The 25,736-nt window shown below is 51.0% G+C and carries 21 protein-coding genes and 1 pseudogene; 15 read left to right on the top strand and 7 right to left on the bottom strand.

Translation table 11 applies throughout. From position 1 onward, the window contains the following. Positions 1-932 precede the first annotated feature (932 nt). On the top strand, positions 933-3,002 hold the full coding sequence (locus JMJ16_RS04765) for a hypothetical protein (RefSeq protein WP_201378851.1): 2,070 nt from the start codon (positions 933-935) through the stop codon (positions 3,000-3,002). 541 nt (positions 3,003-3,543) lie between these two features. Here JMJ16_RS04765 and JMJ16_RS04760 read toward each other — a convergent pair. After that, on the bottom strand, positions 3,544-4,287 hold the full coding sequence (locus tag JMJ16_RS04760) for a polysaccharide deacetylase family protein (RefSeq protein WP_201378850.1): 744 nt from the start codon (positions 4,285-4,287) through the stop codon (positions 3,544-3,546). Between the two features lie 83 nt (positions 4,288-4,370). Here JMJ16_RS04760 and JMJ16_RS04755 point away from each other — a divergent pair, with 83 nt between their 5' ends. The 4 genes from JMJ16_RS04755 (at position 4,371) to JMJ16_RS04740 (ending at position 7,157) form a co-directional block, all read left to right on the top strand. Beyond that, positions 4,371-5,111 carry a cyclopropane-fatty-acyl-phospholipid synthase family protein gene (locus tag JMJ16_RS04755; RefSeq protein ID WP_201378849.1) on the top strand — a complete coding sequence of 247 codons (741 nt, stop codon included), beginning with the start codon at positions 4,371-4,373 and terminating at the stop codon, positions 5,109-5,111. Positions 5,112-5,263: 152 nt separating this feature from the next. Further along, complete coding sequence (locus tag JMJ16_RS04750; protein ID WP_201378848.1) at positions 5,264-5,611, top strand: transglycosylase; 348 nt, start codon at positions 5,264-5,266, stop codon at positions 5,609-5,611. A gap of 245 nt (positions 5,612-5,856) precedes the next feature. Then, a complete protein-coding gene (locus tag JMJ16_RS04745; RefSeq protein WP_201378846.1) occupies positions 5,857-6,447 on the top strand; it encodes a hypothetical protein in 591 nt (196 codons plus the stop codon). A gap of 86 nt (positions 6,448-6,533) precedes the next feature. Continuing rightward, the gene (locus JMJ16_RS04740) at positions 6,534-7,157 is read left to right on the top strand and encodes an FMN-binding negative transcriptional regulator (protein WP_201378844.1); all 624 of its coding nucleotides are present in this window, start codon (positions 6,534-6,536) and stop codon (positions 7,155-7,157) included. Here the strand turns inward: JMJ16_RS04740 and JMJ16_RS04735 are convergent, their stop codons facing one another. Both JMJ16_RS04735 and JMJ16_RS04730 read right to left on the bottom strand, forming a co-directional pair. Then, on the bottom strand, positions 7,158-7,505 hold the full coding sequence (locus JMJ16_RS04735; protein WP_201378842.1) for a hypothetical protein: 348 nt from the start codon (positions 7,503-7,505) through the stop codon (positions 7,158-7,160). 208 nt (positions 7,506-7,713) lie between these two features. Further along, positions 7,714-8,091: an SH3 domain-containing protein gene (locus JMJ16_RS04730; protein ID WP_201378840.1), complete on the bottom strand. Its 378-nt coding sequence runs from the start codon at positions 8,089-8,091 to the stop codon at positions 7,714-7,716. 482 nt (positions 8,092-8,573) lie between these two features. Between JMJ16_RS04730 and JMJ16_RS04725 the strand changes: the two genes are divergently transcribed. The 4 genes and pseudogenes from JMJ16_RS04725 to JMJ16_RS04710 all read left to right on the top strand — a co-directional run bounded on the left by JMJ16_RS04725 (position 8,574) and on the right by JMJ16_RS04710 (position 13,087). After that, a complete protein-coding gene (locus tag JMJ16_RS04725; RefSeq protein ID WP_201378838.1) occupies positions 8,574-9,440 on the top strand; it encodes an alpha/beta fold hydrolase in 867 nt (288 codons plus the stop codon). 118 nt (positions 9,441-9,558) lie between these two features. After that, positions 9,559-9,822, top strand: a pseudogene (locus JMJ16_RS04720) (chromate transporter); the annotation flags it as partial. Positions 9,823-10,076: 254 nt separating this feature from the next. Beyond that, positions 10,077-10,856 (top strand): L,D-transpeptidase, encoded by a 780-nt coding sequence (locus tag JMJ16_RS04715; RefSeq protein ID WP_201378836.1) that lies wholly within the window; start codon positions 10,077-10,079, stop codon positions 10,854-10,856. A 374-nt stretch (positions 10,857-11,230) separates the two neighbouring features. Then, positions 11,231-13,087, top strand: a complete 1,857-nt coding sequence (locus tag JMJ16_RS04710; protein ID WP_201378833.1) for a protein kinase — start codon at positions 11,231-11,233, stop codon at positions 13,085-13,087. 293 nt (positions 13,088-13,380) lie between these two features. On the opposite strand, the gene JMJ16_RS04700 is transcribed toward JMJ16_RS04710, so the two are convergent. After that, positions 13,381-14,802 carry a PLP-dependent aminotransferase family protein gene (locus tag JMJ16_RS04700; RefSeq protein WP_201378831.1) on the bottom strand — a complete coding sequence of 474 codons (1,422 nt, stop codon included), beginning with the start codon at positions 14,800-14,802 and terminating at the stop codon, positions 13,381-13,383. A gap of 125 nt (positions 14,803-14,927) precedes the next feature. Here JMJ16_RS04700 and JMJ16_RS04695 point away from each other — a divergent pair, with 125 nt between their 5' ends. From JMJ16_RS04695 to JMJ16_RS04680, 4 genes are all read left to right on the top strand, one after another. Beyond that, entirely contained in the window at positions 14,928-16,310 is a 1,383-nt protein-coding gene (locus JMJ16_RS04695) for a transposase (protein ID WP_201377970.1), read from the top strand. A 236-nt stretch (positions 16,311-16,546) separates the two neighbouring features. After that, a complete protein-coding gene (locus JMJ16_RS04690) occupies positions 16,547-16,810 on the top strand; it encodes a pyridoxal-dependent decarboxylase (RefSeq protein ID WP_201378829.1) in 264 nt (87 codons plus the stop codon). 268 nt (positions 16,811-17,078) lie between these two features. Then, entirely contained in the window at positions 17,079-17,981 is a 903-nt protein-coding gene (locus JMJ16_RS04685) for a polysaccharide deacetylase family protein (RefSeq protein ID WP_201378827.1), read from the top strand. A 171-nt stretch (positions 17,982-18,152) separates the two neighbouring features. Continuing rightward, positions 18,153-19,181, top strand: a complete 1,029-nt coding sequence (locus JMJ16_RS04680) for an LLM class flavin-dependent oxidoreductase (RefSeq protein ID WP_201378825.1) — start codon at positions 18,153-18,155, stop codon at positions 19,179-19,181. 90 nt (positions 19,182-19,271) lie between these two features. Here the strand turns inward: JMJ16_RS04680 and JMJ16_RS04675 are convergent, their stop codons facing one another. Both JMJ16_RS04675 and JMJ16_RS04670 read right to left on the bottom strand, forming a co-directional pair. Then, positions 19,272-20,546, bottom strand: a complete 1,275-nt coding sequence (locus JMJ16_RS04675; protein ID WP_236601190.1) for an MFS transporter — start codon at positions 20,544-20,546, stop codon at positions 19,272-19,274. 260 nt (positions 20,547-20,806) lie between these two features. After that, positions 20,807-22,036 carry a cytochrome P450 gene (locus JMJ16_RS04670; protein ID WP_201378823.1) on the bottom strand — a complete coding sequence of 410 codons (1,230 nt, stop codon included), beginning with the start codon at positions 22,034-22,036 and terminating at the stop codon, positions 20,807-20,809. A gap of 184 nt (positions 22,037-22,220) precedes the next feature. Between JMJ16_RS04670 and JMJ16_RS04665 the strand changes: the two genes are divergently transcribed. Continuing rightward, on the top strand, positions 22,221-22,796 hold the full coding sequence (locus JMJ16_RS04665) for a TetR/AcrR family transcriptional regulator (RefSeq protein WP_201378821.1): 576 nt from the start codon (positions 22,221-22,223) through the stop codon (positions 22,794-22,796). A 50-nt stretch (positions 22,797-22,846) separates the two neighbouring features. Here JMJ16_RS04665 and pgi read toward each other — a convergent pair whose 3' ends face one another. Next, positions 22,847-24,496 carry a glucose-6-phosphate isomerase gene (gene pgi, locus JMJ16_RS04660; RefSeq protein WP_201378819.1) on the bottom strand — a complete coding sequence of 550 codons (1,650 nt, stop codon included), beginning with the start codon at positions 24,494-24,496 and terminating at the stop codon, positions 22,847-22,849. A 245-nt stretch (positions 24,497-24,741) separates the two neighbouring features. Here pgi and JMJ16_RS04655 point away from each other — a divergent pair, with 245 nt between their 5' ends. Next, positions 24,742-25,704 (top strand): alpha/beta fold hydrolase, encoded by a 963-nt coding sequence (locus tag JMJ16_RS04655; protein WP_201378817.1) that lies wholly within the window; start codon positions 24,742-24,744, stop codon positions 25,702-25,704. Positions 25,705-25,736: the final 32 nt, after the last annotated feature.

Genomic DNA, 25,736 nt, shown 5'->3' with positions numbered 1-25,736 from the left:
CAGGCAAAATACCGGACGCGCTTGGCTGAAGAGCAGCAAAATCAGCCAATAACTAGCAAATTACACAGACCACTCATACCTATAGAGCTCGATTTTACTCGTTAAAACCTTCACTTATTGCCCAAATCGGCAGTTTACCAGAGCAAATAGAGATTTTACATTCCTTCGCTATAGAGATGAAGCATCAATTTATACAAAATTTACTCTTACTTATCTTGTAAGGGTCTTATTATTGCAAAAAGATTGTGTGAATAGGCTACGTTATTAGGCGCGCTCTCGTATGTGTGCATCTTTTCTTCTATCAAATAAGCACATGCACTGTTAGTTTTTCTACCCGCTACGTTATTCAGCGGGATATTTTTAGCGTTTTGGAGCTACGCTATTAGGCGCAAACCGCTATTTGAGTTCCTTGAAGGGGCTTTTAACCAAAATGGCTAAAGGTCTGGAGAGAGGGGGCTACGTTATCATGCGCAAACCGCTACGTTATTGTGCGTAATACAGAGAGATGAGTTGGCTCTAGAAGCCAACTCACCAAAAAAAATATAGGTGCAGCAATAAAAAGGTGTATTGAATTCTGCTCTAGAACCATTGATACTAAGAGTACAGTTGTCACACAAAAGCGGAGTAGGGGAGGATACTTTGTTATGAAGCGAAGTGGATGGAAGATCTTAATGTTGTACAACTGGAGGAATTTTCCGAGGCAAAAAAAGTGCCAGTTATCCAGATCCTTTTGCCAACCACTGGAAAACTGGCCAACACCCTAAACATATAACCAATACGAAAGTATCAGTTACATGCTTAGAATATGCCACAGCCTGCCCTTTGTCAAGTGAACGGGACTCATAGGGAGACCAGGGCAAGGTCGATGAAAGCGCATATCAGGCTCATCCCTCGGAATATTCGCTGCAAAAAATTGCCAGGTGAGGGGATGTATGTATATAGCGTCGAATGGACGAAAACGATATAGCCGGGAAATGCCAACAATAGAAGATACAAGTAAGGATGTAGGTGTCACAAGAGAATGTGTTCAACCTGCGACATTAGAGGCAATCGAGAAACTATTTCCATCTCCAATGAATGGTATAGAGTTCCTTGGATTAGTTCTGCGCTATGCAACAATTAAGCAGCTCACTTTACCTTCCTTAGCGCAGGAACAGAGCTTCGCCGTCATTACCGTCAAAAATATTCGTGTGTTGAGTAAGCTCATTGGCTGGAGCTACGATACAACACATAAATATGTGGCACTCTTTTGTGCGCTTGGCTTCTTCGTAAAGGGAAGAAGACAACGCCAGGTAGAGCTCTACTTCCCACTAGACAGCTATATTCCACCAGAATCACTTGCAGCGCTAGACAACCTTATTGCTGAGTATCGCCCTAAGGTGCGCCAGAGTGCCCAGCAAGTGAAGACGCGTTTTCTATTGTATTTTAGCTCGCCACAAACCTTCTTCGATAAGATGGGAGTTCCCAGCGAGCTACAGCCCATGCTGCAAGAAATTCGTCAACTTTTCCAACATGAAGGGGTAGACTCTAAAAAGCAACAGAATCTCCTTGTACAAATTGCACACGTCGTTCAACGTGTGCTGCCGAGTAAACAATTCGAAACGGTAGACACAGCACAAAAAAGTCTTCCGACCTCAGCACATTCAATTCTGTCGTCCAGGCAAGCAGAGGACCAGTCCTCCAAGCGATTGTCACTTAAGAGCAATGCAAGCACACTAAAAAATCGACCCTCTAAGTCAGAAAAGGTAGACCCTTCTTATAAGATTCCGCTCTCAGCGAAACCTGCATTGCCACAGAAAAAAAGTCGGCCCTCTACAACAGAGAATCTAATGATCGACTCCAAGCAACAGAGGGTAGACTCTTTTCCTTCATCCACTCAAAATGTAGTAGACTCTAAGCAACAGAGGGTAGACTCTTTCTCCATACCTGTATCTGAGAAAGCAGACTTTTCTTTACTAGAGGTAGACTCCTTGGAGGAGCAAGAGGAAGTCATGCCAAAAAGCCTCCCTTTTGGTGTAGACTTTTCACATATTCAGGAAAAAGAGGGCGACTTTTTAGCTGAGAGAGGTGACTTTTCCTCTCTGCATAGCACACAAAAAGTCAACCCTCTTGATGAGAAGGGCGACTCATGCTGCGAAAAGTCGCCTGTTAGAGTCGACTTTCATCCGACAAGGGACGACTTTTCGCGAAAAGTCGCCTCCATTACCGAAAATCAGGTAGACTTAAACGACTTAAATAACGTTAACGTTAATAAAATAATTACTAATAACTTAAATAACGTTAACGTTAAAAGTCTACAAACCTTAGCAGCGTTTCTGGGAACTATTCTGGGCGAGGATCGCTCCAAGTGGGGAATTTATGTTGTTCACCTCAAACAGCATTCACAACCGGAAGCCATCATAGCAGCCTTGATGAAGACTTTAAGTTGTAAGTTCCGTGATGGCTCGCTACACAATCCGCCAGCTTTCTTCCTGGCACGTAGCAAAGAGTATCACGTTGCTATTCCAGCTGATGTGCACCAGCTCGTAGATCTGTATGCATCCCTGTCATACGGTCAGTTGATTGAGGCACTCAAACAGCCAGCCTCATCTTTAAAAGAAGGTCATAGTCAGGGTAACTATCAGGCAAGGGAGATTAAGTCTTCAGCGCTTCAGGTGCTAAAAGCGCCACCACTATACATTCAACTACAACCTGATCAGGCTCATATGTCTTTGCAGGATGCCACAGAACTCTATAAGCAACTTTGTAATGATCCACGTATGGTTCTCTGTAAGAAGTTTATTCTGCCAGTGGATGTTGAGAAAACACGCTATGTTCTCTTGCTTGATGTCACTGTCTCTAACAAAGTACGCCAGACATTTCTCTATTCCCAGCAAGAGTGGTATGAACGTAGCCAGAACATGCGTACCTGCCTCAGCCTCTTTGAGTCTTCAGAGGTGCTACAAAGGTCACAAAATCGCTTTGCCGTTCTACGCGACCTACTAAAGAAAAAAACGCCGTAGTAAGCCTCTCAGCGCGAAAGCATGCAGGAAATGCTACTGCATTTCCTTGGGGCTTACACATTAAGCCATTTTACAGGGTTTCTTAGAGAATTCTCCCGTGAAATTGCTTACCTCATGATGGTTTCTTGAAACCATCAGAGGCTGTGAAATCCGAGCTTACAGTTGGATGCATGTGTAACGCTTTATGATCTGGTTGGGGCAATCCATACTCGGTTAGTTTGCCAACTTACAGGCGTATGGCGAAGCGTAGCAGTTGTATCTGCCATGGGAAAGGTACCAGCTTGGAGGTGTGAGCTGGTCGAGCAGTTTGCCGAGAATGTATTTGGGCAAAATAGGGAAGGGTGGCTCTGGCCAATGTGGATCCCAGTGATGTCCGTTCACAACTAGGAGCGCACGATAACGTGCCTTTTCACCATTTTCGAGCGTGATTTCTCAGCCTGCATTTGCCAGGGGGTGGCGCCCACGACTTTGCTATTAAAGTGAATTTCGTCGCGAAAACCGAAGTTGTTAACGCTGGGTCGCCCTGTAAAGGATGTGCTGATTATAGTACAATAAAGGTGAAGCCTCGTTGTTGTAGTTCACTGATGATGAGTGCAAGTGCTTGTACCGTTTCTGCACGATCCCCTCCTCCATCGTGCATCAAGATAATATCGCCCCCTTTTATCTTAGTGAGAACTGTTTTTACAATCTGATCTACACCTGGTTGTTGCCAGTCCTGTGTATCAATAGACCAGAATATCTGAGTAAGGCCAAACTCTCTCGCAATATTATTGACATTTTCGTTTGTCGAGCCGTAGGGAGGCCGAAAAAGCTCTGGCGTAATTCCTGTAGCTTGCTCTATCTCTGTAGAGGTGGATTGTATTTGTTTGCGAATAATATCAAGAGGAAGCACTGTGAGGTTTACATGGCTCCAGGAGTGATTCTCTACGGCGTTGCCTTGCTGGTTCTCCTGTAGTGCTAAATCTGGGTAAGCTTGGACTTGCTCTCCAACACAGAAAAATGTGGCATGTACTCCATAATGCGCGAGTACATTGAGCACGAGGGGAGTATAGGTTGGATCTGGCCCATCATCGAATGTTAACGCAATTGAGCTAGAAACATCCCCGCGTGCTATAGTTTGAGGAGCTAATAGTGAAGAAAGTAAAAAGCGAGGGTAATTTATATTGCTATGAGCAACATGCGCTTGAAGGGCAATGGCTTGAGCCTGCATTGTACCAGGCAGCAAGCTTAGCATAAAGAGCCAGCACACTAGACCCCAGCGTATATCGTGAGCGCCTTGTTGCATCTTTACACCAGACTTTCTTACCTATACATGCTGCTTTTTTCTTATAGTTTAATCCTGGAGAACAAGAGAAAGGAAAATTACCTTTGGATCACTTCAAGTATACTGTTATCTCTCATGAGGGAATGCGCTATTGTAATCCTTTGAGCTCAGCGAAAATTGAGGCTGTGTTGGATCTGTTGGATTTCGTAAATACGGCGCGGGTGTTAGATCTTGCTTCTGGAAAGGGCGAATTATTGCTTCGCCTGGTCGAGCGTTATGGCGCTGAGGCGCAGGGTGTCGATCTTGCTTCTCCTTTCATCGCTGAAGCTCAAGCTCAAGCGAGCACAAGGATTCCTCATAAGAAAGTTACTTTTCTAGAACAGGATGTTACAACACTTCAGGTTGAGCCGGAATCTCTGGATCTGGTGAGCTGTTTGGGTGGATGCCACATCTTAGGTGGTTTTCAGCCTACACTCCAGCAGGTTAAAAGCTGGGTGAAGCCTGGCGGGTATATCCTCTTAGGCGATGGATATTGGAAGCAGGAACCGCAGCCCGAATATCTTGCTGCTTTTGGGGGGAGTCGCGATGAATGTATGACCCATACTCAAAATGTTACCGCTGGTTCCACAGAAGGTTTGGTTCCCCTCTATGCCTGTATCTGTAATGACGATGAGTGGGATCGTTATGAATGGCTACATTTGCGCAATATAGAGCTCTATGCCAGAAAGCATTCAGAAGATCCAGATGTACCTGAACTACTCAAACGCATTCGTGCCTGGCGTGATACGTATGTGCGTTGGGGGCGCGATACATTAGGTTTTGGTTTATACCTTTTTCAAAAATAAGAGCTAGCAAAAGTTTTGCCAGCTTATAGTGTAATCACAACATCCTATGCAAGCGCATCGCGACGCAAGTTTGAACCCAAATACTCCTGCTTAACGTAATATAAGCACAATCGCATCTACGACTTATTAAGTTGCAGGAGGAATAAAGGATTATGATATTAGCCGCTTTCGTTATTACCTTTACTAAGCTGCTTGTCTGGTTCCTGGTGGCACTGCTTGTGGGCGTTGTTGGCGAACTTATCGCGCGCCGTCGTGCTCCTGATGGCATCATTGGAGCCGTTTTGTTGGGCTTCCTGGCGATTTTTATTGTGGTTGGTCTCCTAAACTTCAGTATAGCTGGTGAACCACTTCTGGCGGGTGTACCCCTGGTTAGCTCGATTCTTGTGGCCGCGATTCTGGTCTTCATCTGGAGCGGCTTTGCTTATCATCGCGTGCGTCCTTATTACTACCGTCGTGGTACCTATGCACGTGCTCCTCGCCGTCGCCGGCGCTGGTTCTAAGCCACACGGCAAATCAGCATAAGCAAAGAAGAAGCAGGCACATTCTTTTCGTAGAAAGGGCGTGCCTGCTTCTTCGCTATGAGTTGAGGAGATATATATTTAGTCCTTCTGTTCAGTAAGCGAGAGGTGGTATGTCTGTTTGACATAAATTGGTCATTTTCTTATGTCCAAATGAGGTGTAAGATAATGCTGGGTTTGTATTTACTAAAATATTAGCATTTCTTATAGTACTTGGGGGATATTTTATGTTAGCTTATGTGTTCTGGCATCAGCGAGCAAGCAATGTAGAGAAGGTGGAGTATCAGGAGCGCCTCGTCGCTTTTCATCAGATATTGCAAGAGCGACGGATACAGGGCTTCAAAGGGTCAATCGTTCTAGAAATACCCCAACTGTCATGGATGCGTGAGGGAAGTGAGGTCTATGAAGACTGGTATCTCGTTGAGAACTCGGCCGCGCTTGATCTGGTGGATGAAGCGGCTGTCTCGGGAATTTGTCGGGAGCCTCATAATCAGGTTGCGCGGCTGGCTGATTATGGAACAGGTGGCCTGTATCGCCTGAAAGATGGGGCGACTACTCCCGCGACTTTTGCTGGTATTCGCTGCGTTACCTGGTTTGGTAAGCCTGCTGGTATGAGTTATGCTCAATTGTATAGCCTGCTCCAGGCTGCTAACATCGAGCAGCAGGATATCTTCTGGCAGCGACAAATGACAATGGGTCCCGCGCTGGAGTTTTGCGTGTATACCTCTCAAACCTATCTTCTACCAGAAAATATTGAGAGTCTACAGGTTGCAGCACAGCCGCTATTTGTTCCTGAGGGATCAAATCAAGCTCTATAGCAAAAGGCTTTTTATTCGACGGATTGTAATATGAAGTGCGACACCAAGGGATTCTTAATTGCCTGTAAAAGAGAAAAGGAGGTAGCATGTACGTTCCCAAACATTTTCGCGAAGAAGATTTGGTGAAGCTACACGCCTTTATGAGCGGTAATCCTTTCGCTCTGGCCATTTCAAACCAGGAGGGCGTTCCGGTCGCTAGCCATATACCTGTAATTCTTCAGGCAGAGCCAGGCCCATATGGTCAACTCCTTGGACATTTCGCCCTGGGCAACTCACAGTGGAAAACGTTTGATGGTTCGCAGGAGGTTTTGATTATTTTTCAGGGGCCTCATGCCTATATCTCGCCTTCGTGGTATAGTGAGCCGGCAATAAGCGTTCCTACCTGGAACTACGCTGTCGTGCATGCCTATGGTGTTCCCAGGCTAGTTGAAGATCCTGATGATCTTATGGCCCTATTAGGGGACCAGGTACATGTGTTTGAGGGTACAGATAAGCCTGCTTGGTTCCTCCAACCGGAGAACGAAGCTATATGTAAAATGGCCCGTGGCGTGGTTGGATTCACTATGTCAATTACGCGTTTGCAGGGGAAGTATAAGCTCAATCAGAATCGCTCACTCACAGATCAGGGGCAGGTTATTGACCAGCTTGAGACTCAGGATGATGTTAGCAAGGGAGTGGCTGCCCTGATGCGTAAGCGTATAGCGCAGTGATCAGAGCAGTTTGTTTTTGATGAGGTCCGCGCGCGTACTCGCTCTCCGGTTGGAGTACCAGCGTAGCCCTTCATAGAGGAGCATAGGGAGCCAGAAGACGCCTTCGATAAGGATGATTGCGCTCCCTATGCTCTCTCCTGCCTGTCCAAAGATGGTATAGGTTGATGAACCATTGTTGTTGCTGTCGAGAATGCCAGGAATAAGCAGGCTAATGACAACGGCATAGACAAGCCTTCCCAGCCAGCCATAATGCGTAGTAAACCAGTCATAGTGGCGGACGAGGGGAAAGAGAAGACCGAGCCGCCAAAGAGCAAGGTCAGGATGAGTACGGGTAATGAGAACACCCATGACGGGTTGGCGACAAGTGTTGCATCGAGCGTGATAAGTATGCCAATGCACGTAGAGACAATGAACATAGCCCATGCCTCTGGACGCGAAGAGCGCCATGCCCAGGCCACGAGGAGCACATAGAGTAGCAGTGATCCTCCAGCCAGGCAGATATTCTCAAGCAAAGAGAGGAAAGGTGTCATCTTTTCAGTATAATCCTTGCCTGTTATTACAACCAGGCGATATTCTCCAGTGGTATCCAACCAGCCTCGCCCAGGCGTTTGACGCACCAAAGCCAGCCATTTATCTCTTGTTTTGCGAGCAATTCTTCGCCTTCATTGGCGGTCAATTCTACGGCTATATATTTCTCCAGAGTTACTCCCATAGATGTATCAATATGCTTGTGAAGGAAATTCTGGGGAACCCAGCCACTCTTCTCGCGCTGGTCTGTACACCAGATCCAGATCCACTCTGGATTATTATTCCACCTGTCAACCTTCTCGCTAATGTAGACGTTTTCGCCAGCCTCAAATGAAATTGGTTCGGCGTTAGTGGATTGATAGGCTTTTATGACACGGCATGGCCGTGGAGGATTAAAAGACCGCATGGCTTCCTTTTTATTCTGAAAAGTGACGCAACACAAATAAAATCCGCTCAGATTTTTTCTAGCGTTTTGTGTAAAAAAAGTTCCTCAAGCATACCAGAATATCTCTTCTCATGTAAAGGCCTTTGATTGTCCTTTTTACTTTGCCATGAAGTCCCGGTGAATTGTCTGCTAGGGATAAGTCTGGTAGAGTAGCATTTGTAATGTGCACAAGCGGTCAGATAAAGGCTGCCTCTTGCGCAGAGACGTTAGGATAGAGTAAACCAGCCTGTAGTGCGTGGAAGGAATGTGGAATTATGCTTGGACTCTCCAAACAGAAATATCCTTCTAAGAGAAAGAAAAGCTCTCAGCAGGTACGTGAAGGTGAGTTTCTTCAGAAGAAGAGTAGAAGTAGCCTGTGGTTAAGCTTAGGCGCAATGGCCGCTGTTTCTGTATGGGGCATTCATAAGGCATATCGTTCCTGGCAATATAAAGAGGCCAGGCGTGTGTCAGAAGGTGGCCTCGTGGTCAATACAACATTGGGTCCTGTGGAGTACCAGATTACAGGTTCAGGTCCCGTTGTCATCTACGCTCACGGTACGCCGGGTGGCTATGATCAAGGTTTATATTTCGCGCGTTTTCTGGGCGAGAACTCCTGCACGCTTATCTCCCCTTCACGCCCGGGTTATCTACGTACCCCCCTGGCTTCCGGGGCTACGCCCGAGGCCCAGGCTGATCTCTATGCTGCCCTCTTAGATGCATTAGGTATTGAACAGGCCAGTGTGATAGGTTTCTCAGGTGGCGGCCCTTCGGCACTTCAATTTGCACTGCGCCATCCTGAGCGTTGTCAGGGACTGATTATGATTGGCGCCATTGTGCGTCGCTATGCCCCACAAGAGAAGTTAGCGCAAGCCTCGCTCTGGGCAAAGGCCCAGGCGCGCCTTATTGAATACCTCCTGGTATCTGAGCCATTCTTATTTCTCGTTGCACCTATCGCACGCTTGCTACCATTTGGCGATGCCGTTGAGGGAATGCTTTGTTCTGGCACGGTCTTTCCACAGCGCAAAGTTGGCTACGATGCCGACTACACCGCCTTTGCCGCCATCAAAGATAGCCCTTTAGAGGATCTCACGGCTCCAGTACTTATTATTCATGGATCCGATGATCCTGATGTTCCCATTGAGGATGCCGAACTTCTGGCGCGTAAAATCAAGCAAGCAACGCTTTTTGCTATCGAAGGTGGAGATCATGCCTCATTTTATACGCAGTCTCGCATTGTCATGCCCATGATTACCCAATTTTTACGCCACATAAGCCAGAAGAAGGCTACTCCCACTGCCTTGTCTTCCTCGACCATCAGCCAGATTGTATAGCTACTCTTGTCACTGCATGGCTCGCCGTAAGGGTATGTGATAGTGGATTGGCTCTGCCACTTCACTACCACATATCCTTACCTACGCTAAGATCACAGATGTGAGGAGAGTTGATATCTTCCTGTTTGTGATTGGTATTCTCCCTTTCTGGAATCGTCTGCGGGCCTTTGAACCCTTTCAGGCCGCCTTACGTGGCGTTAATGCAGCAGTGATTATCCTTCTGGCAGCCCTCTATCAGCCTATCTGGACAAGCGCTATTCACGCTCCTACAGATTTTGCACTGGGGCTACTGGCCTTTGGCCTGCTGGCATTCTGGAAACTCCCGCCCTGGATTGTTGTCCTGCTGGCGGCGGTGCTTGGCGCGGGACTACAACTGCTGTAGTCCCATCCAGGCCTGCCTATTCATAATGATCCCCGCGTATTTTTTCTCTCTCCCCACTTCTGTGCGATTTTTGCTGGCGTTCTGTCATTATAGAAAATAGGCACCCATGGTCGTGCTTATAGAGATCTCAGAGCATGCTCACTGATTTCCTAGTTCTTTTTAAAAGAGCATCAAACACTTCCATTTAGAGAGAAATATGTATATACTCATCTTTAGAGGGAGAATCCAGTATTGCATTAAAAGGGAGAAATTCTATGCAAACCCTCATGAAAAAATTTTTTGTTCTTAGTGCGCTTGTCCTGGTAGGGACGTGGCTTCTAGCTGCTGCTCCGCTGACCGCGTATGCTCAGACACATCACAATGCAGTAGTGCAAAGTACACAGGTTGGCTTGACAACTGGCTGGGCAAACGTACGTACCGGCACGTCAACTGGCACAAGCGTGGTTACCACGTATGCTCCCAATACCAGGGTCACCATTTACCAGGCAGTCAATGGCCAGATTGTCTGGGGTGGTATTCGTACCTGGTATCGCATCTCAAGCACGAATAGCGCTCCCCGCTACATTTATGGCGGCTTGATCTCGATTGGTAGTAGCGCTCCCTCTGGGCAGGGAAAATCTATCGTGGTCAATCTCTCTCAGGAGCGCCTGTATGCTTATGAGAATGGCAGACAGGTCTACACGACGCTGGTGACGACGGGCCGACCCGAACTGCCAACGCCTACCGGCACCTTCCACATCTTTGTAAAGTTGCATCCAACTACGTTCTACTCGCCTTACCCTGTAGGATCGCCGTATTACTATGCGCCAACCTACATCAACTACGCCCTGGAGTTCCAGTATGGCGGCTACTTCCTGCACGATTCCTGGTGGCGCTATAACTATGGCCCCGGTACTCAGTATCCCCACCACGACTCCAGTGGTAATTCCAGTGCCAATTATGGTACACATGGTTGCGTCAATATGCCTGTCCCCGCGGCGGCATGGCTCTACAACTGGGCACCAATCGGCACTACGGTAAAGATTACTTACTAATGTATGTATGATTCGGTCTAATGGCCTGGCACTCCTAAGAAGCAGAGGAAAAACGCTGAAGCGGTTTAAGCCACTTCAGCGTTTTTCCTCTGCTTCTTACTATAAATCTCAATTCGTATAGTCACGGCTGCCACTTTTCCTTGAGCTTTCGTGCTAAAGGGCAATTGATTTTCCACGTTGTGCTAAAAGATTCGGTGACTCGTGCTGAGCGCCGCAGGCGCGAAGAGTCTTCTGAGAAGGGAACACTCCTAGAAAGAAGTCGTACTTGCTTGACGCATTGCATTAATTGTCTATACAATAGACGCATCTATTGCTCTTAGATAACTTATTTTGATCTGTCTCATCTTGTGTCAAGGTGTTGGAGAAGGCTTGCAATGACAAAGTATATCGATCTATCTGGTCAGCAACTTGGTGATTACCGCCTGTCTCGCTGGCTTGGCGGAGGGCAGACCAGCGATGTCTATCTTGGGCAGCACGTTAAGGACCAGCCCGAGGTCGCGCTGAAAGTATTTAATGTCAATCTCGCGAAAGAGGAAGATCAGAAGGCTTTTCTCGACGAGGTACAGGCGCTAAAATTGGAACATCCCCATCTCATGCCGCTATTAGATTGTGGTATTGGTAGAGATCCTGTGTCGTTGCCGTTTCTGGTAATGGAGTATGCGCCACATGGTACCTTGCGTAATCGGCACACCAGAGGTTTGCAGCTATCGCTTGAAGAGGTTTTGCGTTATATCACACCTCTTGCCTCGGCTTTACAGTACGCGCATGACCAATGTATGGTACATGGCAATATCAAACCAGGAAACATACTGCTTGATGCCGATGATAAGGTCTTGCTCAGTGATTTTAAACTTGCTACTTTGATCGATAATGCTACATATCTTAATGTGCTGGATGCCAAACAGGATACTATCTCCTACTCTGTGTATATAGCCCCCGAACAGCGTACTGGTGTGATTGGCCCCGCCAGCGATCAATTCGCGCTCGGTGTCATGGTCTATGAATGGCTTTGTGGCAAGTCGCCCTTCCAGGGCGCGTTAGATGAGGGCGTGCCTCCGTCTCTGCGTGCGCTGGCCCCTCGCCTCTCCGTGGAGGTAGAGCAGGTCGTGCAGCGAGCACTTGCCAGTGACCCGCAAAAGCGTTTCGCGAGCGTGCAGGAGTTCGCCGCCGCGCTACAATTAGCCAGCCAGGATGAACACACGCTTGAGCCTGTTGTATCTACTGGGGCGACGATCATAACAACTAAAGACATCGATCCCTATGAATCTATGTCAGTAACCGCTAACCAGGAGAACGACGCTTCTGCCGATGAGAGCATTTCTCTCCAGGAGCCGACACAAACGGAAGATGTCTCCCAGGAGAGCAGAACACTTATACCTACCGAGCTTGCTTCCAATACCCTGAAGCTCGCAATATACCCAGAAACATCCATTGCGGGGCGCACTGGTAAGAGTAGTAAGAAGCACTACTTCGCGCTTGCCAGTATCGGGCTGGTGATGCTGATATTGCTGGGCAGCGTTCTAGTGGCGGGTTCTGTTGTTGGCATACAGGCTCTCGCTGTGCCCATAGGTTTATTACAGAATCAACTTGCAACAGGAGGAGCATCTCTTGTCAGTGATCGTCAGGGTGCTCCTGATAGCACAGCCACGCCCAGCAATTCCCTTACGCCAGCTTCGAAGAATAACTCTAACACCAACAATCATTCGCAGACTACACCTACCTCGACCTCTACGCCGCGGCCCTCGCTTACCTCAACTTCTACGACACAGCCTTCGCCCACACCAACCTCTACAACAAAAAGTGCTTCTCCACCAGCCCCCACACCTACACCTACGCCCAAACCTATAATCGCGGCAGTTGATGGCAAGAATCCGACCACGTACACCGTTAATGGGCAAACGTGTGATCAGACACTCTCAAACTCACATTCAAGGCATGTCACGTTAGGAGGCGTGGGCGCTACAATCTATTTCCGCTTTAGCGTCACATGTCATGCTGCCTGGGCCAAGATCGTCTTCGATAAGGCTCTCCCCTCAGGTAAATATGGGAATGCCAAAATTGTGCGCATAAATGATGGCAAGGCCTTTACCTGTGATACTGGCGGCAACAAGTATGTTGCGCCGGGTCAGACCTCCTGCTATACCGGCATGGTCCAGGATAATGCCAGCGAGACCGCCTCAGCCTATGGCAGCTATCTGTCTAGCTGGTCCTCCCAGTTGGGTCCGTACTAGATGAAAGGCACACGAGAGGACGGAGTGTCAGGCATGAAACTTCATGCCTCTCATGAAAAAGCGCACTTCATCTTCCAGGTGGAAATAATTTGCTGGAGTTGACCATGTAAAGCTGGGGGAGCCGCGCAAAAACTAAACATTTCTGTCGCTTTCGTCAAAGGATGTCTGTAATCGATGGGCTGGCCAAAAAAATCAGTATAGAGAACTCCTGCTTCCTCAAGCAGAATCTGCTGTGCCACATTGTCCCAAATTTTGCAATCCCGATAAAGAAATCCTCCATACACTCCTTTGGATTAAAACATTGTATAGGTTTCCCATGCCTGAGCCAACTTTCTCATTCCCTCCCGGAGCGTCTCTTCATCGAAAAGAAAGGGCAAACGGATATATGCTTGGTGGGAATTATCGACTGAGAACAGTGTTCCTGGGCTGATCACGACTCCATGGCGAAGCGCGACTTGAGCAAACTCAAGCGCGTTGCCGTCTGGCAATCGAAGCCAGAGAAAATATCCTCCTTCAGGTGGCCGCCAGGTCCATGTGGGGAATGATGTGGAAACGAGCTCCGTGATGAGTTTGAGCTTCTGTTGCAATTCATTTTGACGAGCTCGCCGAAGAGAATCAAGGTGCTGGAGAACCTGTAACGCCAGTGCTTGAGAGATCAAACCAGTGCCTAAATCACTGGTCTCTTTGAGATGGGCGAGCCGTTCGATGATTGGCTCAGGCCCACGTACCCATCCAATTCGTAATCCCGCCCAAAAGAGCTTGTTGAGGGACCCGACGGAGAGGATCGTTGCCTTCTGTTCATAGGCGGCAATGGGAGGAGGGCTTTCTTGTTCCAGCAAGACATCAGCAAAGGTCAGATCCTCCAGCACGGGTAATTTCGTCTCCTTTGACAGTTGAGCGATGTCCTGCCGAACGCTGAAAGGCATCAACATGCCAGTTGGATTCTGAAAGGTAGGAGAGACGACCAGTAAGCGTGGGGAGGTTTCTCTCACCTGCTTGCGGAGCGTAAATCGATCGATACCGGTCACGTCCATCGCAAGCGGGAGGAGTTGCGCTCTCAGCGCCCGTAGCACATCAATCGTCCCAAAGTAGGTGGGATTTTCGAGCAAGACGCGCTCTCCTCGTTGCAGATAGAGCGTGGCAATCAGCGAGATCGCTTGTTGGGCTCCAGTTGTCACCAGAATCTGTTCTGCCGACGTTGGTAGATTCCAGTGGTGATAGTAAGAGGCAAGAGCCTGGCGCAAAGGCCGCCAACCTTGAGGGGTGTACCCTCGTTGGGTCATCATTTGCTCGATGTCGGGGCCAGAAAGGTGAAACAGAGAAGCTGGCATTTCTGGGAGAGGGCCAGGAGTTCCCACAGAAAAATCGATGAGTTGCTCTTCTTGTGTTTGGGAAAGATGCCAGGGAGCCTTGAACGAAGCAGGAGGAACAGGTGAGGCATAGGTTCGACCGAATGGCAGTGAACAGACAAAGGCGCCGCTCCCCTGCCTGAGCTCAATCCAGTGCTCTTGCTCCAGAAGTCGATAGGCCGCAACCACCGTGCTTCGGCTGACCGCCAGCGCTTCAGCCAGTACACGTTCGGCAGGCAGTCGTGCTCCTGGTGCAATATCCCCGCGCAGAATGAGCATGTGGAGAGCGGAGGTCAGACGACGATACAATGGCCCCTGTCTCGTCGTCCAGGGACCAAGAAGATGTACAAACTGCTGACTATCCATTTTTCATACGTAAATTTTGGCCAAAATAGTGGCAGCAAGCTTGGCAAAAGAAGAGCTTGCAAAGAAAAAGATGATGATCTATAGCTCTTGCAGAAAGTCAACCAAACAAGAGGAGATTCATCATCATGACAGAATCTACGATGAAACTGACCCAACGTTTTACCGGATGTGCGAGCCTAGCCGCACTGGGCATCAAACTACGCACCCTGGATCTGCTGGCACCGATCCGAAAGCTCGTTCAGATCCCGCAGAAGACCGTGAAAGACACGCCCTTTGAGAAACTGTCCGATGCCTTCATCAGTATCCTGGCGGGAGCCACAGGGCTGGTGGAGATCAACAGCCGCTTGAGGAGCGATCGTGCGCTGCAACACGCGTTTGGACGGACGCGCTGCGCCGAGCAATCGGTCGTCCAGGAAACGCTCTCTGCCTGTACCGCCGAGACGGTGAAGCAAATGGAGCACGCGATGAAGCTGATGTATCGCCAACACAGCCAAGGCTATCGGCATGACTACCATCGGCAATTTCAAATCCTGGATGTTGATCTCACGGGTCTGCCGTGTGGCAAAAAGGCTGCTCTGGCTACCAAAGGCTACTTTGCTGGGGCGCGCAACCGCCGTGGACGGCAATTGGGCCGTGTCCTGGCGACCCGCTACGGGGAAGTCGTCGTCGATCAACTCTTTGAGGGCCGGACCAAACTGTCCGAGGCGTTTGTGCCTCTGGTTCAAGCTGCCGAGGAGATCCTGGACCTTAATGGCGCGAAACGCGCGCGCACCCTGTTGCGGGTGGATGCTGGGGGTGGCAGCATGAACGATGTGAACTGGTCGCTCACCCAAGGCTACCAGATCCTGTGCAAGGATTACTCCGGCCAACGTGCGACTCGCCTGGCAGCTTCCGTGACCCGTTGGGTTGACGATCCCGATGAGCCGGGGCGGCAAGTGGGATGGGTCGAAGTGGAAGCGCCGGAGTATGTGCGGCCTGTGAGGCGCATCGCAGTTCGTAAGCGCAAACCTAATGGACAGTGGGGCATCGCGGTCCTGATCTGCAGCCTGCTGCCCGATGAGGTTGAAGAACTGAGTGATGGCCTGCTTGTCCACAGTCTTGATCCTGTCAAGGATCTGCTGCTTGCCCACCTGCGTCTCTACGATCAGCGTGGAGGTGGGGTCGAAACCTCGTTCAAAGGCGACAAACAGGGGGGTGCCCTCGGCAAGCGCAGCAAAAAGCGGTTTGAAGCGCAACAGATGGTTATGCTCTTGGGCAGCCTGGTCCACAATGTGCTCGTCTGGGCACAAGAGTGGTTGGTCGTAACGACCTCTGCGGTGCAGCACTACGGACCTTTGCGTTTGGTACGCGATGTTTTTCATATCAGTGGCTTTCTCCTCCTTGATGCGTGGGGGCGCGTCCGTCAGATCGGACTCAATCAGGATGCTCCGCTGGCTCCTGTCTTACTCAGCCCTTTCCAAACCTTCGTCGCTCCTGCGCATGTCGCCATTTATTTGGCCAAAACTTAGGTCATACCAATCATATTTGAATTGGATCTATTTTTTCGATCTATTCTCTTTTATATTGGATAGCAAGAGAGCTTGTCAAGAGCGCAGCGGTTCTCTTCAGGATGAGTTTACCCGCATTCTTCTTTCTGAAGGACACATGACCGTCACTATTCTTGGCCAGGGAGGGAGTCCACGTACCGGTTCTACCGCTACCCTGGCTCTGCAAATCGCGCTGGGCGGCGCAAGACAGGCAGGAGATGGCCTATGGTCGTTCCGGCTATCAAGCGCTGGTCGCACAATCTTGTCTTTTCGCCCAGAAACTGGGACAAAGCATCGAGCAATCCACACACTTTGAGCTCTTAGCCCCGGTATCCCTCAATATTGTGTGCTTTGCTTTACGTAAAACAGATGCAGATCAGCGTGATCGATTCTTAGAAGCACTGAAATGTGATGGTGAGGTGGTGCTCACGCCCACCCTTTTTGCTGGCAAACCGGCGATACGTGCAGCATTTGTCAACTAGTCGACAACCGAACGGGACGTACAACAAATGATTGAAGCATTAGAGCGCGGTGCCTTACAGATTACGTTCCACACCACAAACAGCAGAGAGGATTAGTATGGATATAAAAACGGCGAAAAGAATGGTTTTGAGGGAAAAAACTCCTAGCAACTTGTGCAATGAAGGTTGCGTTATTTAGAGTAGAGTATGCAAGCTCATCCAATGGCTTGCAGCGATTACTGTGACATCCAAGATCGTTGCATGGAAATGCAAGAAAAGAGCGGATCATATGGAGATTCGATCCCCTTCACTACTATATCGTGCCAAACGCCCAGGCTTGTTGCTCAAATTGGGGGTGCTGGTGAGCCTTTTCCTCTTATTGACTGGATTATTCGTCTTTTATTTTACTCAACCTTCTGTAGTGCAAAAAAACTCATTGCAAACATTGGTACATGCGAGTATTTCTCCGGTTCCAGCGGTGCAACCTTTTTCGTCTGTGGCTTTCGCCACGGCGAGTCCTCTGCTTGCGGGTTCGGGACAGGTCGTCGAAATTCCTGATACGCATATCCCTCTGATTGCGCATGGGAACGAGAAACTGCGCGAAGTGGCCCTGACCTTTGATGATGGTCCCTTCCCCAACTTCACGGCGAAGGTGCTGGATGTCCTCGAAAAGTATCATATCAAAGCCACCTTCTTCAGTGTTGGACGCCAGGTCACAGCCTTTCCCGATCTCACCCTGCGCGCCTATAAAGCGGGTTATGAGATCGAGAATCATACCTGGAATCACCCCGTCCTGACTGGTCTGAGCATGGAGAGCCAGTACTGGCAGTTACAGAATACCAATGACGCCATTCAACGGGTGACACATCAGCGCCCCTTTGTGATGCGTCCCCCCTATGGCGAATACAACCAGACCTCTATTCAGGTAGCTACCAGCCTGAAACTAGTTACCGTAACCTGGAATGTCGACTCGCTTGATTGGTCGCGACCGGGGGTGAAGACGATTCTGCATAATGTGCTCGACCATGTGCAGAATGGATCCATTATTCTTATGCATGATGGTGGTGGTGACCGTTCCCAAACGCTTGAGGCTCTACCGACAATTATTCAAACCCTCCGTGATCGCGGCTATCATTTTGTTACCATCCGCCAGATGCTCGCGCGCCTCCCGCATGAGCAAAAAAAGAAATGACTTCTTGGCGAGCCACATAGTGACTCGCCAAGAAGGGAGTGTGGTAGTGGGATGGCTGAACCATCCCACTACCACACTCCCTTACTCTTTATGTTACTGCCAGGTGTGACGAGGCGTGTGAAAGGAGATGCATGGTATGTTGCTGCTGACATTTAAAAGGGAGAGATGGAGATGCAGAACAGGCAGAGTCCGTTGCGCTTTTCGCTCTGGGTAGATGGGCGAACGACGCGGGGGCAACCAGTGACGACGACAACCTATCGGGAGCTGATAGAAGAAATTACCCTGGCCGAGCGCCTGGGCTTCGCTGGCGTGTGGGATACTGAACATCATGGCTTCGACGATGGCTACCTGCCAGCGCCCTTTACCTTTCTGGCGTATCTCGCGGCTCATGTGCAGAAGATGAGCCTGGGCACTAATATCGTGTTGCTACCTCTCTGGCCTATCCGCCTGCTAGCCGAGGAGGCCGCGGTGCTGGATGTCTTAAGTGAGGGGCGTTTTACGCTTGGCGTTGGGCTGGGATATGTCCAGCATGAGTTTGCAACCTTTGGCGTTGATCGGCGGAAGCGTCGCAACCGCATGGAGGATGGCGTGCATTACCTGCGAGCCGCCTTCAAGGGGGAGCCAGTGCCTGATGGCTATCAGGGCCAGTCGTTGCCCGTGACGCCTCGGCCAGCCCAGGGCGAGCATTTTCCTATATACATGGGGGGAGCATCTGAGCCAGCCCTGGAGCGTGTTGCTCGCTTAGCGGATGGCTTCCTTGCGGCGGTTAACTATAATCCCCTTGACGAGTTGAAGAGCCAGTGTGAGCTATTGCAAAAGCACCTGGAGCAGCATGGTCGCGATATACATAATTTTCCTGTTGTGGCCAGTATGCATATGTGGGTGAGCGATGATCCCGAGCGCGATTGGGAGACCCTGCTCGCGCCCGCTTTAGCCTATCAGGCGGATGTCTATGCCCGTTATGGCACCGATGCCGAGCAGCCCCGACCACCCGCCACAGACCCTAAGAAGTTGTCGCGCCAGGGCCTTCTGGTCGACACCCCTGAGAATGTAGTCAAACGCATTCGTGAGATGCAGACACATACGCCCCTCACCGAACTCTGTTTCTGGTCGCATCCGCCAGGGATACCTCACGACGCGATCATGGCGCACTTGGAACGCGTTGCGCAACGCGTCCTGCCCGCCTTCAAGTCTGCCTGAGGAGGCGGGCCTCATTCACGTGAGAAGGCTTTCTAGACTACTCCCTACCGGCCTGGAAAGCTTTCTCGTGCAAATGGAGCGCAAGGCGATTTATGTATGCGATAGCATGATCATATGCCATAACCACCCTCCAACCACGGCTAGCAGGCTGAGTAGCGCGCCAGTGAGCAGGGCATCTATAGGGCCATAGAGTGCGGAGAGCCAGCCCATCAGCAGATAACCCAGCGGGAGGCTGCCATCGAATATGAGCACCTGTACGCTCATGACGCGGCCACGCAGATGGTCCGGGACCACTGTTTGTAGGGTGGTGATGGCCTGAGCGGCAAATGTGCTCTCTGCGAAGCCTACACTGGCGATAAGTACTATGGACAGGGGATAGAGTCGTGAGAGCGCAAAAGCTAGCTCCAGGATCGCGAAGATCAGCGTACCGAGCAGCATGCGGCGCATGGTTGGTTTCTGGTTACTCCAGGCAAGCCAGAGCGTCGCGAGCAGCGCCCCAATGCTGGAGGCAGCGGAGAGAAAGCCAAAGCCTGTTGTCCCCATATGCAGAATATCTGTAGCGAAGAGGGGAAGCACAACATTGAAGTTTGAGCCGAAGAGCAATACCAGTCCCACCACCAGGAGTAACAGCAATACTACAGGCGTCTCCCTGATATAGGCGAAACCTTCGCGCAGGCTCTGCCACATTGACTGTCGCGCGCCTGCTTCAGCAACCTGGCGCGCCTGGGCGTACAGCTTATCGTTGTCGATGAATGCCAGACCTATAAGCACCGCGAGGAAGCTAAGAGCATTGATGATAAAGAGCACGCTGACAGCGCTTCCAGCAAGAATAATCCCAGCTAACCCGGGACCCACGATGCGAGCCAGCGTGGAGAGAGATGAGTTTAAGGCCACAGCGTTGGGCAGGTCCTCGCGCCCAACCAACTCAACGACAAAGGCGCTGCTGGCAGGCCTGTACAAACAGTTCATGCATCCCAGCAGGAGCGCCAGCAGATACAGATGCCAGACCTGGATGACTCCGCTGATTGTGAGCACCCAGAGGAGCAGCGCCTGGAGCATAGCCACAGCCTGGGTCACAAAGAGAACGTGCCGCTTGGGCCAGCGATCAGCTACTAAGCCTCCGAAGAGCGAGAAGAGTAGGATGGGTACGGCCTGTAAGGCTCCCACCAGTCCAAGTTGCCAGGCGCTATGAGTAATCTCCAGTACCAGCCAGGCCAGGCCGATGGTCTGCATCGAGCTACCCAGCAGTGAGGTCACCTGTCCCGACCAGTACAGGCGATAATTGCGATGCCTCAGCGAGGCAAAGGCGCGCCACAAGCCCTTTGGTCCTGCCTCTACTGGCGGCGCTGTATTTTCAGTCATCATTGGCCCTGTCTCCCTCCCTTATGTATGTTTCTATGGGTAAATAAAATGAGACGTTGAGTATACAGGGAGCCTAACCCAAAAACATCGGCCAAAAGCCCGTTGCCGCTGACTTGACAACTATGCTACAATTAAAATGAGAAAAAAGGTCTTTTGCTTGAGATACTGCTTTTGCTTTTCCATTATTTGTGAAATAGGTAGTATAAAGGGGTGTGGGGGTGATCGGCTAGCCGATCACCCCCACACCCCTTTATACTACCTATTTAGAGGGCGATGGTGAATTGGCGAAGCTCATAGCCTTTGATCATAGCGTGCCAGCTGACATTGGGGGCGTGCACGATATGTAGGGTATCGAGGGAGAATAGGCGCTGGAGCAGTACATCTGTCTCCTGGATGGCGATATAGGAGCCGGGGCAGCGGTGTCCGCCATCGCCGAAGCTCATCATGGCGGGCGAGAGACGCTCTCCATGCAGCTCGCGTACAGGGCAGATCGCCAGGGGATGATCGCCGACCATGGCTTCATCGGTATTGGCGTTATAGATGTGCAGGTCGATCAGGGCGTCCTGGGGGATGGTATAGCTGGTGCCTTCATGCTCAAGAGTGATCTCGGCAGTGGCGCGGCGATAGAGATGGCCAACAACTGGCTCTACGCGTAGAATCTCCTCTAGAATGGCATGGCGCTCTTTTTCCGAAGCTTCCATATAACGCTGGCGCAACGCGGGCTGCTCCAGAAGATGCCAGGTTGCAACCGAGATGAATTCGCGAGTGGTCGCCATACCAGCAGCGGCATAGGTGACGCATTCGGTCAGGATCTCAACCTGGCTATAGTTCTGTGCGACCAGGTGTGAGATGACATCTTCCTGCGCCTTGCGTTTGCGTGCTTTAATGGCTGGTTGAACATCCAGGTAGTAGAAGGCCGCCATGCGCGTCTGGTTGCGTAAGAAGCTCAGCAGGACGCGTGGTGTCCAGTTAAAGGTGAGCGGTTCGCTGCCAAAGAAGGCCTCCAGGCGTTTCGCCATCCCTGGCAGGCGACTATTGGTCAGGCCAACCACCTCGGCTGCCACGCGGACCGCCAGCTTCATGCTGAGCTGGCTGAGGTCCGCGCTCCGCTTCTGCTGCAGCTCGGCAATGATCTCGTCTACTAGCTTCTCCATGACCTGGTAATATTTATCGCTGACGACCTTGGGCGCGAAGAAGCGGGCTGTCTGCCTGCGCTGCTGATGGTGCGCCTGCCCCTCCAGGTAGAGAATAGGCGTATTCGTCATATTAGGGATGCGTGTAATCAGCTCGGCATTGAAGCCTGCCTGGCGTGTATCACCGCTGCGCAGAATAGAACGCATACCCTCGAAATTACGGATATGCCATGTGCCCTCGGCATCGCGCTCTATAGCGGGCGCACCGTAGTCGGGCTCTTTGGCGGTCTTCTGCTGGTTCAGCAAATGATGCGGAAATGGACATACTGCTGTCGTGTCAGTATTTTGTTGTGCCTGCATCTCTGTGCCTATCTCCTTCTCTTCTTTCCTTCTATACGCGTGAAAAAAACTACCTTGTCTCAGCCATACTTATGATATACTGTGAATCATAATATATACGATAACTCATAAAGCGGTAAAAGGTCAAGGAAATGAGAGAAGCGTCATTCTTCACGCCTGCGGCGCTCAGGTGTAAGGGGTGTGCATGACTACCCAGGATAGGCGTGTGAAGCGCACACAACAATTATTAGTGAAGGCTCTGATCGCGCTAACGTTGGAACGCGGATACGATAAGATTACTATTCGCGACATTACCGAACGCGCGGAGGTTGGTTATGCGACTTTCTTTCGCCATTATCCAGATAAAGATGCGCTCTTGCGTGATGTGCTGGATGTCGTGCTAAACGAATTGATGACCAGGCTTCCCGATCTCTCCACGCACAGCGATGCCGCCATTGTGGGCACACTTCTCTTTCATTATGTGGAGGAGCACGAGGAGGTTATACGCGTGCTTTTACGCCAGAGTTCTTCCTCGCTAGTGCAAGAGGCGATTGCACAGAGCGTGCAGAATATATTGCGGCAGAGAACGGCTCGCCCCGAAAGCCCCGTTCCTCTTGAAATTGCTGCCTACCATATCGTCACCTCGTCCATCTCCCTGATTCAATGGTGGCTTCAGCAGGGTCGTCCCTATCCTCCTGAACGCATGGGCATTATCTACCGCGAGCTTATCATCCAGCCAACCAGCAATGTCGCCTTCGCTTTAGACAATATAGAGGGATAAAAACTGTGGTGCAACTAACGGTTGCACCACAGTTTTTATCCCTCTATATTTTAAGCTTTGCGCTTGAACTGGCGATAGCGCTCGATGAGGCGGTTAGTTGAGCTGTCGTGCTTGAGTTCAGGCTCTTTCTCCGCTTCAAGTTCGGGAATGATGCGCTTGGCCAGGACCTTGCCCAGCTCGACGCCCCACTGGTCGAAGGAGTCGATGTTCCAGACCGTGCCCTGGACGAAGACCTTGTGCTCGTAGAGGGCGATAATCTTGCCCAGCGTCTCGGGGGTCAGGCGTTCCAGGAACAGCGTGTTCGAGGGACGGTTGCCCTCGCAGACGCGGTGAGGCGTCTGGTAGTCGGGGCTGCCCTCGGCCTTGAGCTCTTCGGCGGTCTTGCCGAAGGCCAGGGCCTCGGCCTGCGCGATCATATTGGCGATCAGCAGGTCGTGGTGTGGTGGCAGTGGGTTGAGCGTCTGGTAGAAGCCGAGGAAGTCGCAGGGAATGAGCTTTGTCCCCTGGTGGATGAGCTGGTAGAAGGCATGCTGCCCGTTCGTACCCGGCTGACCCCAGATGATGGGACCCGTCTGGTAGTTTACTGGCTGACCCTCCTGGGTGACATGCTTGCCATTGCTCTCCATATCGAGCTGCTGTAGATATGCGCTCAACTTCTCCAGGTACTGGTCGTAGGGGAGGACCGCGACGGTCTGCGCACCAAAGAAATTGTTGTACCAGATACCGATCAGGCCCAGCAGGGCTGGCAAGTTCTTCTCAAAGGGCGCGGTACGGAAGTGCTCGTCCATCTCGTGGAAGCCCGCGAGCATCTTACGGAAGTTCTCGGGTCCGATGGCGATCATGAGCGAGAGACCAATGGCTGAGTCATAGGAGTAGCGACCGCCGACCCAGTCCCAGAAGCCAAACATATTCGCCGTATCGATACCGAACTTCTTGACCTCCTCAGCATTGGTGGAGACGGCCACAAAGTGCTTGGCGACGGCGGCATCGTCCTTGAGAGTGCGCAGTGCCCAATCGCGAGCGGTGCGCGCATTGGTCATGGTCTCAATGGTCGTGAAGGTCTTTGAGGAGACGATGAAGAGCGTCTCCTCGGGATTGAGGGCGCGGGTAGCCTCGGCGAAGTGTGTGCCATCGACATTGGAGACGAAGCGCACGGTCAGGTCGCGGTCGCTGTAGTGGCGCAGGGCCTGGTAGGCCATATCGGGACCGAGGTCCGAGCCGCCGATACCGATGTTGACGATATTGCGGATGCGCTTGCCCGTGTAGCCCTTCCATTCGCCGCTGCGGACCTTGTTGGAGAAATCGGTCATCTTATCAAGGACTTCGTGAACCTCAGGGATCACGTTATGACCATCCACTTTAATGACCTGGTCTTTGGGGGCGCGCAGAGCCACGTGCAGCACGGCGCGCTGCTCGGTGACATTGATTTTCTCGCCGCTGAACATCGCGTTGATGCGCTCGCGCAGGCCGACCTCGTCCGCCAGTTTCAGCAAGAGGTCCAGCGTCTCCGATGTGATGCGGTTCTTTGAGTAATCGAGGTAAATGCCAGCAGCCTCAGTGCTCAAGCGCTCGCCGCGCTTAGGATCTTCGGCAAAGAGGTTGCGTAGATGTACATCTTTAATCTTCTGGTAGTGCTCCTCAAGCGCCTTCCAGCTTGAAAGCTGGGTGAGGGGCGTACGGCTTGTACCAGTAGTAGCCATGTTTTTAAAATCTCCTCCAGATCGCTTTGTGTGCTCAGTAGAGCAGCACGTATAGTACATGCTTATTATTGCACATTCTTAGTATACAGGTTGCTGCCCGACGCATTGGCGTATCCCTTCATATAGATGATTCGTTCTACTTGGCGTGACGTCTCACGCCAGTGGCTCTATTCTTGAACTTATCAAGAGATAAAACGTATTCATTTTAAATATTGTTCTCTGTCTCATTTTCTAAGGAGCATGACATGAGGATACGGCATCTGTTCTGGCCCCTGGCACTGTTGGCTGGGGGAGTCATGGCGGTGCGGGGGCGGGCCACCTATAAGAGGTGGTGGGAGAAGGAGCGCGCACGTCTATTGACAGAGAGCCACGTAGTGCAGACGAAACTGGGTTCCATTGAGTACCAGCGCTTTGGCAAGGGCAATGTCGTACTCATCGCGCATGGCACACCTGGCGGGTATGACCAGGCCCTGGCTTGCGCACGCATCATGGCGAACATGGACCATGACTCCAATGCAAATTATACATATATCGCGCCCTCCAGGCCCGGCTATTTGCGCACCCCCATCGAGAGTGGACGCACGCCGGAGGAGCAGGCCGATCTCTTCGCCGCACTTCTCGATGAACTGGGTGAGGAGAAGGCTGCCATTATCGGCATATCTGGCGGTGGACCCAGCGCCATCCAGTTTGCCTTGCGCCATCCTCAGCGTTGCCAGGGTCTGATTATGCTGAGTGGGGTCGCGCAACACTATGACGAAGACGAGTTAAAGCAAGAGATGAGTCCCTTTGGGCGCTGGTATCGCGGCCTGTATGAGCGCCTGGTCATCTATGATCCCATGTACTATAGTTTGCTCAGATTGCTGCGCCTCATCCCCAATGGGGGCACACTGCGCAACCTGCTAAGCTCCTGCCTCTTCTTTGATATTCGTGCAATTGGATGCACTAATGATATGCAGCAATTCGCGCGTATCACCACCTATCCTCTCGCCGAGATCCAGGCGCCAACGCTGGTCGTCCATGGCACAAGTGACGACGAGGTACCCTTTGAGCATGCACACGCGGTCGCAAGCCAGGTTCCCGGCGCACGTCTGCTTGCTTTACCGGGTGGCAAGCATCTGGCCTTCTACACACGTGCGCGCCAGGTCATGCCCAGAATTCAGGACTTTCTGAAAGATGCCAGCGTGATGCGAGGCTCTGCCAGCGTATAACTAAAAATAAGAGATGCGGTATGAGAGCCGAG

This window comes from Ktedonobacter sp. SOSP1-52, from assembly GCF_016587395.1.
Note: the sequence above shows the minus strand (reverse complement) of the source record. Positions and strands in the feature narration are given on the sequence as shown.

Excerpts from the sequence above, each read along its gene's own strand:
- JMJ16_RS04765 (WP_201378851.1), top strand. The coding sequence starts at position 933 with ATGTATATAGCGTCGAATGGACGAAAACGATATAGCCGGGAAATGCCA.
- JMJ16_RS04760 (WP_201378850.1), bottom strand. The coding sequence starts at position 4,287 with ATGCAACAAGGCGCTCACGATATACGCTGGGGTCTAGTGTGCTGGCTC.
- JMJ16_RS04750 (WP_201378848.1), top strand. The coding sequence starts at position 5,264 with ATGATATTAGCCGCTTTCGTTATTACCTTTACTAAGCTGCTTGTCTGG.
- JMJ16_RS04745 (WP_201378846.1), top strand. The coding sequence starts at position 5,857 with ATGTTAGCTTATGTGTTCTGGCATCAGCGAGCAAGCAATGTAGAGAAG.
- JMJ16_RS04740 (WP_201378844.1), top strand. The coding sequence starts at position 6,534 with ATGTACGTTCCCAAACATTTTCGCGAAGAAGATTTGGTGAAGCTACAC.
- JMJ16_RS04735 (WP_201378842.1), bottom strand. The coding sequence starts at position 7,505 with ATGGGTGTTCTCATTACCCGTACTCATCCTGACCTTGCTCTTTGGCGG.
- JMJ16_RS04730 (WP_201378840.1), bottom strand. The coding sequence starts at position 8,091 with ATGCGGTCTTTTAATCCTCCACGGCCATGCCGTGTCATAAAAGCCTAT.
- JMJ16_RS04715 (WP_201378836.1), top strand. The coding sequence starts at position 10,077 with ATGCAAACCCTCATGAAAAAATTTTTTGTTCTTAGTGCGCTTGTCCTG.
- JMJ16_RS04710 (WP_201378833.1), top strand. The coding sequence starts at position 11,231 with ATGACAAAGTATATCGATCTATCTGGTCAGCAACTTGGTGATTACCGC.
- JMJ16_RS04700 (WP_201378831.1), bottom strand. The coding sequence starts at position 14,802 with ATGGATAGTCAGCAGTTTGTACATCTTCTTGGTCCCTGGACGACGAGA.
- JMJ16_RS04695 (WP_201377970.1), top strand. The coding sequence starts at position 14,928 with ATGACAGAATCTACGATGAAACTGACCCAACGTTTTACCGGATGTGCG.
- JMJ16_RS04690 (WP_201378829.1), top strand. The coding sequence starts at position 16,547 with ATGGCCTATGGTCGTTCCGGCTATCAAGCGCTGGTCGCACAATCTTGT.
- JMJ16_RS04685 (WP_201378827.1), top strand. The coding sequence starts at position 17,079 with ATGGAGATTCGATCCCCTTCACTACTATATCGTGCCAAACGCCCAGGC.
- JMJ16_RS04680 (WP_201378825.1), top strand. The coding sequence starts at position 18,153 with ATGCAGAACAGGCAGAGTCCGTTGCGCTTTTCGCTCTGGGTAGATGGG.
- JMJ16_RS04675 (WP_236601190.1), bottom strand. The coding sequence starts at position 20,546 with ATGATGACTGAAAATACAGCGCCGCCAGTAGAGGCAGGACCAAAGGGC.
- JMJ16_RS04670 (WP_201378823.1), bottom strand. The coding sequence starts at position 22,036 with ATGCAGGCACAACAAAATACTGACACGACAGCAGTATGTCCATTTCCG.
- JMJ16_RS04665 (WP_201378821.1), top strand. The coding sequence starts at position 22,221 with ATGACTACCCAGGATAGGCGTGTGAAGCGCACACAACAATTATTAGTG.
- pgi (WP_201378819.1), bottom strand. The coding sequence starts at position 24,496 with ATGGCTACTACTGGTACAAGCCGTACGCCCCTCACCCAGCTTTCAAGC.
- JMJ16_RS04655 (WP_201378817.1), top strand. The coding sequence starts at position 24,742 with ATGAGGATACGGCATCTGTTCTGGCCCCTGGCACTGTTGGCTGGGGGA.